Raw genomic sequence first — 13,900 nt, 5'->3', positions numbered from 1 at the left:
CCAGCTTCCAGCTTCCAGCTTCCAGCTTCCAGCTTCCAGCTTCCAGCTTCCAGCTATTGCGCCACTTGCACCTGATTACGCCCCTCGTGCTTGGCGACATAAAGGGCCTGGTCGGCGCGCTCCAGTAGATCACTGGGCTTGGAGTGGCCATCGGTTTCGCTGATGCCGGCACTCAGCGACACGCTGAAGCTGCGCGACCCGGTATGGAAGCGCAGCGCCGAGAAGCGTTGTCGGATTTCGTCGAAGATCTGCCTGGCCTGCTCGGCGGTGCAATCAGGCAATACCGCCACGAACTCCTCGCCGCCGTAGCGGCCAAGGCTGTCGATGCGACGTAGGCGCTGGCGCAGCAGGTTGGCTAGCGAGCGAATCACGTTGTCCCCGGCTGCGTGTCCGTACTGGTCATTGACCTGCTTGAAATGATCGAGATCGATCATCACCAGGCTCGCTGGCTTGCCGTTGCGCAGCGAGCGCTGCACTTCCAGCGCCACCTGTTCTTTGATGTCGGCGTGCTTGAGCAAGCCGGTGAGGCTGTCACGCGACAGCGCCGTGCTCAGCGAGCGTGCACGTTGTGCGCGGGAAAACACCGCGGCGATCAGTGCGTTGTCGCTGATGGGTTTGGTGATGAAATCGTCGCCGGCCTTGAGCAGGGCGGCCATCTGCCGGTTGATGTCGGTTTCGGCAGACAGATAGATGATGGTCACCCGCAGCCACTCGTCGTTCAGGCGGATCATCTGCGCCAGCTCCGGGCCAGAGCACTCAGGCATGTTCACGTCGAGCAGCAGCACCTCCGGATTGAATGCGTGCATGGCCTCGAACAGCTCGCTGGGATCGCTCAAGGTCTCTACCAGCATCTGTGAGTTGCGCAGCACCAAGCTATAACGCGCGGCGAGGTCGGCATCGTCGTCGATGATCAGGATTCGGTACGGCTCGCTCAGCTGGCGGTTGAGACAGTGCTCGAGACTGTTCTCCAGCTGGGTGATATTCACTGGCCGGGTGAAATAACCCTGCGCACCGGCACGAACAGCGGCCAGCTGGCTGTCAAAGTCGATGCGGTGGCTGATCACCAGCAGAGGCAAGGGTGCCTCCAGCCGCTGCTGAAGCGCGCTCACCGCCGCTAACTCACCATCATGTTGACTGACGATCAACGCGTCCGGCAGTTGCCCGTCGAGGGCCGTTTGCAGCAACGCAATTTGCGGAAATTGCAGCACGTCATAGCCGAAATTATTCAGGGTTTGACACATTTCCTGCCCGGCATCGGAGTCGCTCTCAAGCAAATAGACGCGGCAACCGGCGTGCAATTGTTCGTGTTCGTCGGGTTGCTCAACCAGGTTCCTTCTTTCAGGTGCGCCGGTTAGCGCTTCGGCGACCAGTTGGCGGATGGCCTGGACCAATGCGGTGAGCGCCTGGCCGCTGGGTTTGGCCGCATCCAGCCAGTGATCGGTCCGCTGTTCGAGCAGTCGCGACTGCTGCCCGAGTGCGGTGAAACCGAAGGTGCCGGCCGTACCGGCCAGGCGATGCAGCCGTTCACGAATGTCGAGCACCAACGCTCGGCGCTGCTCGCGCTCACGGGTATGCTGCAGTTGCTCGGCGACTTGCTCGAGTTCCGGAAGCTCCTGCTGCAGCCGCTCGGCAAATTTATCGGTTAGTGCTTGCAACTGACGCTGCAACGCGTCGCCGTCACCACTAGTCATGCTCGGCTATCCATATTTCATTCAACTGTGCCGCCAACTGTAGGGGGTCGAAGGGTTTCTGCAAGAGCCTGCGCACGCCAAGCCGTTTCAGTTCGGCGAGATCGGCGGGCTCCTGCTGCCCCGTCAGCAGTACCACGGGCGTCTGGTGAAGGTCGACCAACAGCGAGAGCTGACGCAGCAGCTCCAGGCCGCTCATCTGCGGCAACATCACGTCTAACAGGATCATGTCCGGAGCGAATTGCTGGACCTGGTTCAGCGCATCCTGGCCAGAAGCGCAGCTGAGCACATGGAAGCCGCCGAGCTTCTCCAGGGCGATGCGGGTCACCACCTGGATCGATGGCACATCCTCGACATGCAGGATGCGCAGCAGGGGTCTCACGGTTGCCGCTCGTCGGCGGGCTCGCAAGGCAGCTCGAACCAGAAACAGGCACCTTCGCCCGGTGTCGAATCGAAACCGATCTGTCCGTCCATATGCTCGATCAACTCCTTGCTGATGGCCAGCCCGAGGCCGGTGCCGCCTTGTTGGCGAGTATCCGACGAGTCCGCCTGGGCGAACTTGCTGAATATCCGTTCGCGGAACGCCTCGGTAATCCCCGGCCCCTTGTCGCGAACGCTTACGCGTACTCGGCGATCGCCCACCGCTTCGCCCCACAGCTCGATGATTTCGCCGGACGGTGAAAATTTAGATGCGTTGGACAGCAGATTGCTCAGTACCTGTTCCAAACGCATCGTATCGACGTTGATCAACACCGCCGGGCACGCGCCCAGCTCGATGCTGACAGTGTAGCTGTCGGCGTAGCCCTGATTGCTGCGAAGCGCCTGTTCGAGCAGCGGCTGCAGCGGCTGCTTCTCCAGCTCGAAGCGCATCTTGCCGGCGTAGAGCTTGTCGATGTCCAGCAGGTCGTCGATCAGCGCGCTCAGGCGCTTACTGTTCTGGTGGGCGATATCCAGCAGCTCCTGCAAGTGTTTGGGCACTTCGCCCATCACCTGTCCGCAGATCAGCCCCAGCGAAGCGGTAATGGAGGTCAACGGCGTGCGCAGCTCATGACTGACGGTGGAGACGAATTCGCGCTGGAGAGTCTCGATCCTCTTGCGTTCGGTGATGTCATGCAGCACCACCACAGCGCCGCTCTGCTGGCCCTTGGAGGCGTACATCGGATCGGCGTTGGCCAGCACGTGCCGTGTCGTGCCGTGAGCCACGATGGTCATCTCAGCGTTGCGGATGTGCTCGCCGCGAAGGGCACGCATCAGCGGAACCTCTTCCAGCGGCATCGGCGTCACGCCGTCGGCGTGGAAGAGGTTGTAGACGGCCGGCCAGTGTTCCGGTGGCAGCTGTTGGGCATCGAGGCCGTGCCAGAGCCGAGCGGTGTTGTTGAACAGGGTCAGATTGCCTTCGGCGTCGCAGGCGACAACGGCTTCGGACAAGGCTTCGAGCAAACGCCGGTTGATTTCCTGCTGCTTGTCCAGCTCGAGCTGCTCGGCCTTGCGCTCGGTGATGTCGGTCACCAGACCATGCCAGAGCACGGAGCCATCGGCCTGGCGCATCGGCGTCGCACGCGCTTCGACCCAGATGATCCCTTTGCGCGGATGGTCGATGCGATGCTCGAAATGCCAGGGCGTCAGGGTGGCAGCGGCGTGTCTGATACTTGCCAGCACGTGCTCTCGGTCATCCAGATGAACCCGCGTGTAGATCGGGCCGATGCTCGGTGCCATTTCGGCGGCGCTCAGGCCATAGATATCCTCGACGCCTTCGCTGAGGTAGGGAAAGGAACTGCTGCCGTCGGGTCGCCAGCAGAACTGGAACAGCAGGCCTGGCACCTGTGCGGCGATCTGCTGCAGACGCAACTGCAGATGCTCCTGGTGGGCCAGATCATAGGCGCTGACGATATAACCACGGAGCAGCTCGTATTCATCGTGGATCGCCGAGACGTTCAGCAGGACCGGCACGCTGTCGCCGTTTCGATGCAGCAGGCGCCACTCACGCATCTCTCGTCGCCCCTCGAGCAGCGGCGCGATGAGCACGGCGAATCCCGGCTCGATGGTCTCGCCCAGTTCGTTGCTGAGGATGGCGGCGCGCCGGGCCAAGGCTTCTGGAGGGAATAGAGCCGAGGTCAGTGGATGGCCGACCAGCATCTGCTCGGAGTAGCCGAACAGGCGTTCGGCGGTCGGGTTGACGCCTGAGATGAGTCCTTCAGCGGTGGTCACCAGCATGGCGCTCGCGGCGCTGTTGAGCAGGGCCTGGTGCAGCGCCGCCTGTTCCACGTAGCGGTGCGCCTGAAGTCGTCCTTCGAAGAGTCGCATGATTTGCCGGCTCAGACGCACCAGCGCCTCGCGCTGCGCGTCGCTGAGTTGCCGTGGCTGGCGGTCGATTACGCAGAGGGTGCCGAGGTTGTAGCCATCCGGCGAAGTCAGTGGAGCACCGGCATAGAAGCGGATGCCGGGGTCGCCAGTCACCAGCGGATTGTCGAGAAAGCGCTGGTCCTGTTGCGTGTCGGTGACCTCGAAGACGCCCTGGCCTTCGATGGCGTGGGTGCAGAAGGAGATCTCCCGCGGGGTTTCGTTGACGTCCAGGCCGACGCGGCTTTTGAACCATTGGCGACGCTCATCGACCAGCGAGATGAGTGCGATAGGGGTGCCGCAAATATGCGAGGCTAGGTGGGTAAAATCGTTGAAAGTGGACTCATCGGGCGTGTCGAGGATCTCGTAGCGCAGCAGCGCGGCGAGTCGGGACAATTCGCGGGTTGGCGGAGGGGAGGATGCCCGCATCGCTTTCGGTGAATCCATCTGGCTGGCCTATCTCGCTGGGTTGAAGGGCTGGTTGCTGCGGCCTACTGGCGGCTGGCTTCCCAGATTGCCTGGATCTGGCTGGCCAGGCGCATCGGATCGAACGGCTTGACGATCACGTCACGCGCGCCCAGGCCACGCAGGTGCTCGATTTCGCCGGGCTGGACCTTCGCAGTCATGAACGCCACCGGCACCTGTGCCAGATCGATCCGCTCGCTGAGCCTGGTCAGGGTTTCCGTACCGCCCATGCCGGGCATCATCACATCAAGCAGAATGAAATGCGGGTCGAACCGTTCGGCCTCTTCCAGCGCCTGTAGGCCGGACGAGCAAGACAGCACCTGATAACCGCCGATTGCCTCCAGCGCGACTTTTACAACGGCCTGGATGGACGGATCGTCCTCGACATGCAGAATCCGTTTCAGCTCGATCATGCGTTGCCTCCATCGACAGGTGTTTTCAATCGGTCGAAAGTGGGCAGTTTGCCAGCTTGTCCGGCTGCTGACGCATCGTTCGACGAAAATACCCCACCGACACATGCCGCGACAGACTCCGGCGTTTGTCGTTCAAGTTCGACTTTTGTCCCAGGCGATAATTCTCAACCTGACAAGGGTGCAGCTGCATTCACCCGTCCGGTCAGACGTTCCGTGGCGTCCGTCGATAAACCATGCTGTGCGACGGGCGGGTGCGGCAATGCGTCGCCGTGAGAAGATAATGTCGTTGGGCCGGCACCTGCCGACCATGGTTCCTCTCACTGCGAGGCTGCAGCACTATGTGGTACACCGGTTTTCTCGATCTCTCTGCCTGGCAGGTGGTTGCGGTCACCTTGCTTATGACGCACGTGACCATTGTCGCCGTCACCGTCTACCTGCACCGTTATTCGGCACATCGCTCGCTCGAGCTGAACGCCGGGCTCAAGCACTTTTTCCGTTTCTGGCTGTGGCTGACCACGGCAATGAACACCCGCGAATGGACTGCGATTCACCGCAAGCACCACGCCAAATGCGAAACCCCCGATGATCCGCACAGCCCGGTACAGAAGGGGTTGATGACCGTTCTGCGTAAAGGCGCCGAGCTCTATCAGGAAGAATCCAAAAATCCCGAAACGCTGCGCATCTACGGCAAGAACTGCCCGGACGACTGGATCGAGCGCAACCTTTACTCGCGCTTCCCCAATCTCGGCATCGTGCTGATGCTGGGCCTCGACCTGGCGCTGTTCGGCATTATCGGTCTGAGCGTCTGGGCGGTGCAGATGATCTGGATCCCGTTCTGGGCCGCCGGAGTGGTCAACGGGTTGGGCCATGCGGTGGGCTATCGCAACTTCGAGTGCCGCGACGCGGCGACCAATCTGGTGCCGTGGGGCATCCTCATCGGCGGCGAAGAGCTGCATAACAACCACCATACCTATCCGAATTCGGCCAAGCTGTCGGTACGCAAGTGGGAATTCGACATGGGCTGGGCCTGGATCAAGCTATTCAGCCTGTGCGGGCTGGCGAAGGTGAGCCGCACCGCGCCCATCGCGCACCGAGTCACGCCCAAGCATCAGCTGGACATGGACAGCGCCATGGCGATTCTCAACAACCGTTTCCAGATCATGGCGCAGTACCGCAAGCTGGTGATCAAGCCGCTGGTACGCCTGGAATTACAGCGCGCCGATGCGTCGGTACGCCACCAGTTCCGCCGTGCTAAGCGCCTGCTGGCGCGAGAACCGAGCCTTTTGCAGCATGAGCAACAGGCACGCATCGCGGTGATACTCGAGCAGAGCCACTCGCTGCGGGTGATCTACGAGCAGCGCCTGGCCTTGCAGCAAATCTGGACGCGTACCAGCGCCAACGGCCACGACATGCTCGCCGCGATCAAACAGTGGGTGCAGGACGCCGAAACCAGTGGTATTCAGTCGCTACGTGAATTCGCCGATCACCTGAAAACCTACTCGCTCAGGCCAGCCATTGCCCACGCGTGACCTTTTATCGGCGCGACCATCGGCTGGCGCGCCGTCTGGAACTTTGCTCAACCGGCACTCTCTGAACTGCAATCTAGTGCTATGGCGACAGTTGCTCAGCGGGTCTCCGCCGGTGCCTGACGCTCTTTTTGGAACGCAGGTATGAATCTGGTGAAGCAGCGAAGCGACACGGGGGTCGGCATTCTTCCTCCGACCGAGGCGCAGACCCTTTTGGCGTTGATGCATGCCCGCGCCGAGGCCGATCGTCTGAGCGAGCGCGAGCAGCTGTTCAGCACACTGATGGGCGCGGTCAATGCGGTGCTTTGGGCCTTCGATTGGCAGGCCCAGCAGATGATTTACGTCAGTCCCGCCTACGAGCAGATTTTCGGCCGCTCCGCCGCGCTGCTGCTGTCGGACTTCGGCGAATGGCGCAACAGCATCTATCCGGACGACCTGGAATACGCGCAGAAGAGCATGCTAGACGTGCTCGACAAGGGTGCGGTCGAGGAGCGTGAGTACCGCATCATTCGCGCTGACGGGCAGCTGCGTTGGCTCAGCGACAAGTGTTTTATCGCGCGCAACGCAGACAGCTCGCACGGGCCGATCATCGTCGGCATTGCCGAAGACATCACCGAAAAGAAGCAGCTCGAAGGTGAGTTGCAACGTCTGGCCACCATTGATGTACTGACCCAGAGCAGCAATCGCCGGCACTTCTTCGAATGCGCCCAGCGCGAATTCGACCTGGCCCGGCAGTACGCCGCGCCGCTGGCGTTCCAGCTGCTGGACATCGATGATTTCAAGCGGATCAACGATACCCACGGTCATCAGATGGGCGACCAGGTACTGCAGCGCGTCGCCCAGTGCGGCTCGTCCGTGTTGCGCCGCGGCGACTTGTTCGGACGCATCGGTGGCGAGGAATTCGCGCTGCTGCTACCAGGCTGTCAGCCGGACCTCGCCGAGCAGATCGCCGAACGCTTGCAGCGAGAGATCCAGCGTCTGGTCTTCTCCAGCCCGGACGGACATCGTTTCGGCGTCACCGTCAGCCTCGGCGTGACTTACCTCAGGGCCAGCGATCCGGATCTCAGCTCGCTTTTTGCGCGCGCCGATGCGGCGATGTATACCGCCAAGCGTCTGGGCAAGAATCAGGTGATCGTCGCCTGACGCTATCCATCACCTACAAAAAAACCGCGGCGTAGCCTGAGGCTCGCCGCGGTTTTTCGTTTGGCTGAGACACTCAACCTTTGTGAGTCAATGTCGCGATCGGTTGCTGCTGGGTAATGCAATGGATATTGCCGCCACCCAGGAGAATTTCCCGGCCGGGTACCATCACCACCTGATGCTGTGGAAACAGTCTGGTGAGAATCGCCTCGGCTTCAATATCCAGCGGATCGTCGAAAGACGGCGCGATGATGCCCCCATTTACGATCAGGAAATTGACATAGCTGCCGGCCAGGCGGATCGATGGATCGCGTGGCTGGCTGCCGACCAGCGGGACCACGCCGGCGCATTCTTCCTCGGTGGCGTGCAGGGGGCCTGGGATCGGCATCTTGTGCACGACTAGCTGGCGATCCCAGGCATCGCGTGCCTGCTCAAGCACCTGCATGGCAGCCTGGCAGCGTTGGTAGTTGGGGTTGTCGCGATCATCGGTCCAGGCCAGCAGCACTTCGCCGGGACGCACGAAGCAACAGAAGTTATCGACGTGACCGTCGGTCTCATCGTTGTACAGGCCGTGCGGCAGCCAGATCACTTTGTCGATCGCCAGGTAATCGGCAAGGATCGCTTCGATCTGTTCGCGAGATAGATGCGGATTGCGGTTGCGGTTGAGCAGGCACTCTTCGGTGGTGATCAGCGTACCTTCGCCGTCGGCATGGATCGAGCCGCCTTCGAGCACGAAGCCTTCGGTGCGGTAGCGATCACAGCGCTCGATTTCGAGGATCTTCTGCGCAACCGCGTCGTCGCGTTGCCACTCGCTGTAGAGCCCGCCTTCCAGCCCGCCCCAGGCGTTGAAGGTCCAATCGACACCGCGCAGCCCGCCTTTGCCGTTGATTACAAAGGTGGGGCCGGTGTCGCGCACCCAGGCGTCATCGGTGCTGATTTCCACCACGCGAATGCGCGGATCGTCCAGCTGAGCGCGTGCCATCTGGTATTGCTCGGCGGTGGCGCAGACCGTAACCGGCTCGAAGCGGGTAATCGCCTTGGCGACTGCGGTAAACGCTGCCTGTGCCGGCGTGCCCTGGTCGCGCCAGTTGTCCGGACGCTGCGGCCAGACCATCCAGGTTTGGCTGTGCGGCGCCCATTCGGCAGGCATGTGATAGTCGTCGGCACGCGGCGTAGTTTTGAGAGTGGTCATCGGTATTTTCCGTAGAGTGCGCTGCCTGTAGCGAACTTGCTCGCCATGCGGCCTTCAGCGCCGCTCGCGAGCAAGCTCACTCCTACGATGGATATGTCAAAAAAATGCTCGGTCAGGACTCCAGCGAGCCATCCAGCGTCTTGATCGGGCTGTACAGGTTCGGTCGGCGATCGCGGAACACGCCCCAGGCGCTGCGGATGTGCTCTAGCTTGTCCAGGTCGAATTCGTGCACCAGCACGCCTTCGCTGGTTTCGTCCATTTCTTCGACCTTGGCGCCAAACTGGTCGGCGATGAACGAAGATCCATAAAAGGTGATGTCGTAGCCGTCCTGCTCTTCGGTGCCGATGCGATTGCTGGCGATCAGCGGCATCAGGTTGGCGCCGGCGTGACCTTGTTGGACGCGTTGCCAGTGGTCGCGCGAGGTGATGTTCGGGTCATGCGGCTCGCTGCCGATCGCGGTCGGGTAGAACAGCAGCTCGGCACCCATCAGCGCCATGCTGCGGGCGGTTTCAGGGAACCACTGGTCCCAGCAGATCGCCACACCGATTTTGGCATAGCGGGTATTCCAGACCTTGAAGCCGGTGTCGCCGGGGTTGAAGTAATACTTCTCGTGATAGCCGGGACCGTCCGGGATGTGGCTTTTGCGGTAGACGCCGAGCATCTTGCCGTCGGCATCGATGATGGCGATGGAGTTGAAACGCGCGCGACCGGCAACTTCGAAGAAGCTGATCGGCAGTACCACCTGCAACTCGGCGGCGACCTTCTGGAAGTGCTGAATGGCCGGATTTTGCTCGACAGAAGTGGCCAGTTGCAGGTATTCGGGATTCGGCTTCTGGCAGAAGTAGGGCGTCTCGAACAGCTCCTGAATCAGGATGATCTGTGCACCCTTGGTGGCCGCTTCACGGACCAGCTTGTCGGCATTGGCGATGTTGGCGTCGCGATCCCAGGAACAAGCCATCTGGGTGGCGGCGACGGTGACGATACGGGACATGGCGGCCTCGAAAAAGATTGGCTTATAAAAGTGGATCGATTTTACGCGATGGGGTTCGCTGAGGCCTGGAAAAGACGACGACAGCGCTGGAGGCAGGAAGGCTGGACGAAAAAGCTGCGCTGGGCGTGGGGTGGGGTCGGGCGGCTTTCCGCTTCAGCCACCATTGCCGCACTTGGTGGGCTGAAGCCCACCCTACGATTCACAGCCTTCAGCGTCATAGCTGCCCAACGTTCCCAAGACATAGGCAATCACCACACCGTCCCGCCTCCCGCGCTTTTTTCGGTTTTCCAGCCGTTAAACCGTATGCAGATACCAGTTGTATTCGAGGTCGGAGATCGAGTGTTCGAACTCGGCCAGCTCGCTTTCCTTACAGGCGACGAAGATATCGATGTAGGTGGAGTCGATGTAGCGCGCCATGATTTCGCTGTCATCTAGCTCGCGCAAGGCGTCGCGCAGGTTGGTCGGCAGGCTCTGTTCGACTTGCTCGTAGGAGTTGCCTTCGATCGGCTCGTCCGGTGCGATCTTGTTGGTCAGGCCGTGGTGGATACCGGCCAGCACGCTGGCCAGCAGCAGATAGGGGTTAGCGTCGGCGCCGGCCACGCGGTGTTCGATGCGCACCGAGTCCGAGCTCTCGGTCGGCACTCGCAGCGCTACGGTGCGGTTGTCCAGGCCCCAACACGGCGCGTTGGGCACATAGAATTGCGCGCCGAAACGGCGATAAGAGTTCACGTTGGGGCAGAGGAAGGCCATCGATGCGGCCATTGTCTGCTGGATCCCGCCGATGGCATGACGCAGCGTTTCGCTTTCCAGCGGTTTGTCGGTGGCGAAGATATTGTTGCCATTCTTGTCGAGCAGCGAAATGTGCACGTGCAGCCCGTTGCCGGCCTGGCCTGGATAGGGCTTGGCCATGAAGGTGGTATCCATCTCATGGTCGTAGGCGATGTTCTTGATCAGGCGCTTGAGCAGCACCGCGTAGTCGCACGCTTTGATCGGATCGGCGACGTGATGGAGGTTGACCTCGAACTGCGCCGGGGCGCTTTCCTTGACGATGGCATCGGCGGGAATGCCCTGTTCCTTGGCGCCCTCGAGGACGTCCTGCAGACAGTCGACATATTCGTCGAGGTCATCGATCAGATAGACCTGGGTGGAATGCGGGCGTTTGCCAGAGATCGGTGAGCGCGGCGGTTGAGGCCGGCCGTTCACGTTCTCCTGGTCGATCAGGTAGAACTCCAGTTCGAACGCGGCGCAGATGGTCAGATCCAGCTCGTCGAACTTGCTCACCACCTGGCGCAGCACTTCGCGCGGATCGGCGAAGAACGGCGAGCCGTCGCGCTCATGCATGGTCATCAGCAACTGCGCGGTGGGGCGCTTCTGCCAGGGTTCGTTGCTCAGGGTGTTGGGAATGGGGAAGCAGGTCCGGTCCGAGTCACCGATGTCCATGCCCAGCCCGGTGCTTTCCACGGTGATGCCGTTGATATCGAGGGCGAACAACGAGGCGGGCAGATTGATACCCTTTTCATAAACCTTATGCAGACTGGCGCGTTCGATGCGCTTGCCACGAACGACACCGTTCATGTCTGCGATCAGTAGGTCGACGTACTGGACCTCCGGGTGTTCCTTGAGAAATGCGTTCGCTTCGTTGAGCTGAACGGCACGCGGCTGCGGGAGCATGATGAAGCACCTTAATTGTTAAAAATTTCAATCATCAGACAGCTTGCCTTGGAGTCAATCGAAAACCTTTGTCGGTGTCAATAGCGCTTAAAAAGCGCCACGAAGGCCCGCTTTGGGCACTTTTGGGGCATTCGAGGCCGTTACCAAGATGAGCGACCGCGACTTTGCGTTCAAGATTTCGTCGGCTATTGTCTATAAAAACGAACAAGACTAATCTCCGACGAGCCCCATCCGGAAAGACGAGTATCCCATGCCTCGCGTGCCATTGATCGGCGTTTCCGCCTGTACCAGGCAGATCGGCCACCACAACTTTCACATTGCCGGCGATAAGTACCTGCGAGCGGCGGCAGTCGCAGGTATACCGCTGGTCATTCCAGCGCTCGGTGATCTGATCGACCCCGCTGCTCTTCTAGATAGCGTAGACGGCCTGCTCTTTACTGGCTCGCCCTCCAATGTTGAACCTCATCATTACGGCGGACCGGCCAGCGCCGAGGGCACGCCGCATGATCCTTCGCGTGACCGCCTGACGCTGCCACTGATTCGTGCGGCGGTGGAAGCCGGCATTCCGGTATTCGGTGTCTGTCGCGGCTTCCAGGAAATGAACGTGGCCTTCGGCGGCAGCCTGCATCAGAACGTGCACGAGGTTGGTCCTTATGCGGATCATCGCGAGCGCGCCGACGATCCGCTGGATGTGCAGTACGGTCTCAGCCATCCGCTACATATACAGCCTGGCGGGTTACTAGAACGCCTCGGGTTGCCGGCGCAGATCGAGGTGAATTCGGTGCACGGCCAAGGTGTCGAACGGCTCGGTAACGGGCTGCGCATCGAGGCGCTGGCCCCGGACGGGCTGATCGAAGCCTTTTCCGTCGAGGCCGCGCGCACCTTCGCGCTTGGCGTGCAGTGGCATCCAGAGTGGAAGGTGCATGAATACCCGCATTACCTGGCGCTGTTTCAGGGCTTTGCCCAAGCTTGCCAGGAACGCGCCGAGCGGCGCTAAGCCGGCACGGTGCTCGTCTCAATAATCCCGAGGTCGATATGTCCAGCAAGCTCGACCAGCTCACCGGCTGGCTGAAAGAACGCAAGATCACCGAGGTGGAATGCCTGATCAGCGACCTGACCGGCATCGCCCGCGGCAAAATTTCTCCTACCAACAAGTTCCTCGACGAGAAGGGCATGCGCCTTCCTGAGAGCGTGCTGTTGCAGACGGTTACCGGCGACTACGTCGAGGATGACATTTACTACGAGCTGCTCGACCCGGCGGACATCGACATGTTCTGCCGGCCCGATCCCGATGCGGTGTTTCTCGTGCCTTGGGCGATCGAGCCCACCGCCCAGGTGATTCACGACACCTACGACAAGATGGGCAACCCCATCGAGATTTCGCCGCGCAACATACTCAAACGTGTGCTGAAGATGTATGCCGACAAGGGTTGGCAGCCCATCGTCGCGCCGGAGATGGAGTTCTACCTGACCAAGCGCTGCGAAGACCCGGACCTGCCGTTCCAGCCGCCGATTGGCCGTTCGGGCCGTCAGGAAACCGGGCGGCAGTCGTTTTCCATCGACGCGGCCAACGAGTTCGATCCGCTGTTCGAGGACATGTACGACTGGTGCGAGGCGCAGGGGCTCGATCTGGATACGTTGATCCACGAAGAAGGCACCGCGCAGATGGAAATCAACTTCCGTCACGGCGAGGCGCTGCATCTGGCCGATCAGATTCTGGTGTTCAAGCGGACCATGCGTGAGGCTGCACTCAAGCACAACGTCGCCGCCACCTTCATGGCTAAGCCCATGACGGGAGAGCCGGGCAGCGCCATGCACCTGCACCAGAGCGTGATCGACGAAACCGGGCGCAACATTTTTTCCAACCCAGACGGCACCATGAGCCAGCTGTTCCTGCACCACGTCGGTGGCCTGCAGAAATACATCCCCGAGCTGCTGCCGCTGTTTGCGCCGAACGTGAACTCCTTCCGCCGATTCCTGCCGGATACCTCGGCTCCGGTGAACGTCGAGTGGGGCGAAGAGAACCGTACCGTGGGCCTGCGTGTGCCGGACTCCGACCCGCAGAACCGTCGCGTCGAGAACCGGCTGCCAGGCGCCGATGCCAATCCCTATCTGGCTATCGCTGCGAGCCTGCTATGCGGCTATATCGGCATGATCGAAGAGCTGACGCCAAGCCAGCCGGTCAAGGGTCGTGGCTATGAACGACGCAACCTCCGCCTACCGTTGACGCTCGAAGCAGCGCTGGAGCGCATGGAGAATTGCCGGGAGCTGGAGAAGTATCTGAGCCCGAAATTCATCACCGGCTATGTCGCGGTCAAGCGTGCCGAACAGGAGAACTACCATCGGGTGATCAGCTCGTGGGAGCGCGAATTTCTGATGTTGTCGGTGTAGGCGGAAAGGCCGAAAAAGCGCTACAGGCTACAGGCTACAGGCTGGAAGCAGAGCAGGAAGCTGGAAGCTGGAAGGCACGCCTT

11 protein-coding genes are annotated in these 13,900 nt (G+C 61.0%); 4 read left to right on the top strand and 7 right to left on the bottom strand.

The window, feature by feature from the left end:
• Window positions 1-53: 53 nt before the first annotated feature.
• The 4 genes from AC2LD7_RS17480 to AC2LD7_RS17465 are packed head-to-tail and all read right to left on the bottom strand — an operon-like array spanning window position 54 to window position 4,906.
• Window positions 54-1,691, bottom strand: a complete 1,638-nt coding sequence (locus tag AC2LD7_RS17480; protein ID WP_484599000.1) for a diguanylate cyclase — start codon at window positions 1,689-1,691, stop codon at window positions 54-56.
• Window positions 1,684-2,070, bottom strand: coding sequence for a response regulator (locus AC2LD7_RS17475; RefSeq protein ID WP_484598999.1), 387 nt, complete (start codon window positions 2,068-2,070; stop codon window positions 1,684-1,686). Before AC2LD7_RS17475 ends, AC2LD7_RS17480 begins: the two co-directional genes overlap by 8 nt.
• Window positions 2,067-4,475, bottom strand: a complete 2,409-nt coding sequence (locus AC2LD7_RS17470) for a PAS domain S-box protein (protein ID WP_484598998.1) — start codon at window positions 4,473-4,475, stop codon at window positions 2,067-2,069. Before AC2LD7_RS17470 ends, AC2LD7_RS17475 begins: the two co-directional genes overlap by 4 nt.
• Window positions 4,476-4,519: 44 nt before the next feature.
• Window positions 4,520-4,906: a response regulator gene (locus AC2LD7_RS17465; RefSeq protein WP_484598997.1), complete on the bottom strand. Its 387-nt coding sequence runs from the start codon at window positions 4,904-4,906 to the stop codon at window positions 4,520-4,522.
• 338 nt (window positions 4,907-5,244) lie between these two features.
• Here AC2LD7_RS17465 and desA point away from each other — a divergent pair, with 338 nt between their 5' ends.
• On the top strand, window positions 5,245-6,435 hold the full coding sequence (gene desA, locus AC2LD7_RS17460; protein WP_484598996.1) for a delta-9 fatty acid desaturase DesA: 1,191 nt from the start codon (window positions 5,245-5,247) through the stop codon (window positions 6,433-6,435).
• 141 nt (window positions 6,436-6,576) lie between these two features.
• Window positions 6,577-7,575: a GGDEF domain-containing protein gene (locus AC2LD7_RS17455; protein WP_484598995.1), complete on the top strand. Its 999-nt coding sequence runs from the start codon at window positions 6,577-6,579 to the stop codon at window positions 7,573-7,575.
• A 73-nt stretch (window positions 7,576-7,648) separates the two neighbouring features.
• Here the strand turns inward: AC2LD7_RS17455 and aguA are convergent, their stop codons facing one another.
• The 3 genes from aguA to AC2LD7_RS17440 form a co-directional block, all read right to left on the bottom strand.
• Entirely contained in the window at window positions 7,649-8,764 is a 1,116-nt protein-coding gene (gene aguA, locus AC2LD7_RS17450) for an agmatine deiminase (RefSeq protein WP_484598994.1), read from the bottom strand.
• Window positions 8,765-8,876: 112 nt separating this feature from the next.
• On the bottom strand, window positions 8,877-9,755 hold the full coding sequence (gene aguB / locus AC2LD7_RS17445) for an N-carbamoylputrescine amidase (RefSeq protein ID WP_484598993.1): 879 nt from the start codon (window positions 9,753-9,755) through the stop codon (window positions 8,877-8,879).
• A gap of 294 nt (window positions 9,756-10,049) precedes the next feature.
• Window positions 10,050-11,426, bottom strand: a complete 1,377-nt coding sequence (locus tag AC2LD7_RS17440) for a glutamine synthetase family protein (RefSeq protein WP_484598992.1) — start codon at window positions 11,424-11,426, stop codon at window positions 10,050-10,052.
• Between the two features lie 250 nt (window positions 11,427-11,676).
• On the opposite strand from AC2LD7_RS17440, the gene AC2LD7_RS17435 reads away from it, so the two are divergent.
• Entirely contained in the window at window positions 11,677-12,423 is a 747-nt protein-coding gene (locus AC2LD7_RS17435) for a gamma-glutamyl-gamma-aminobutyrate hydrolase family protein (protein ID WP_484598991.1), read from the top strand.
• Between the two features lie 38 nt (window positions 12,424-12,461).
• Window positions 12,462-13,817, top strand: a complete 1,356-nt coding sequence (locus AC2LD7_RS17430; protein WP_484598990.1) for a glutamine synthetase family protein — start codon at window positions 12,462-12,464, stop codon at window positions 13,815-13,817.
• Window positions 13,818-13,900: the final 83 nt, after the last annotated feature.

Source organism: Stutzerimonas sp., assembly GCF_982611455.1.
Note: the sequence above shows the minus strand (reverse complement) of the source record. Positions and strands in the feature narration are given on the sequence as shown.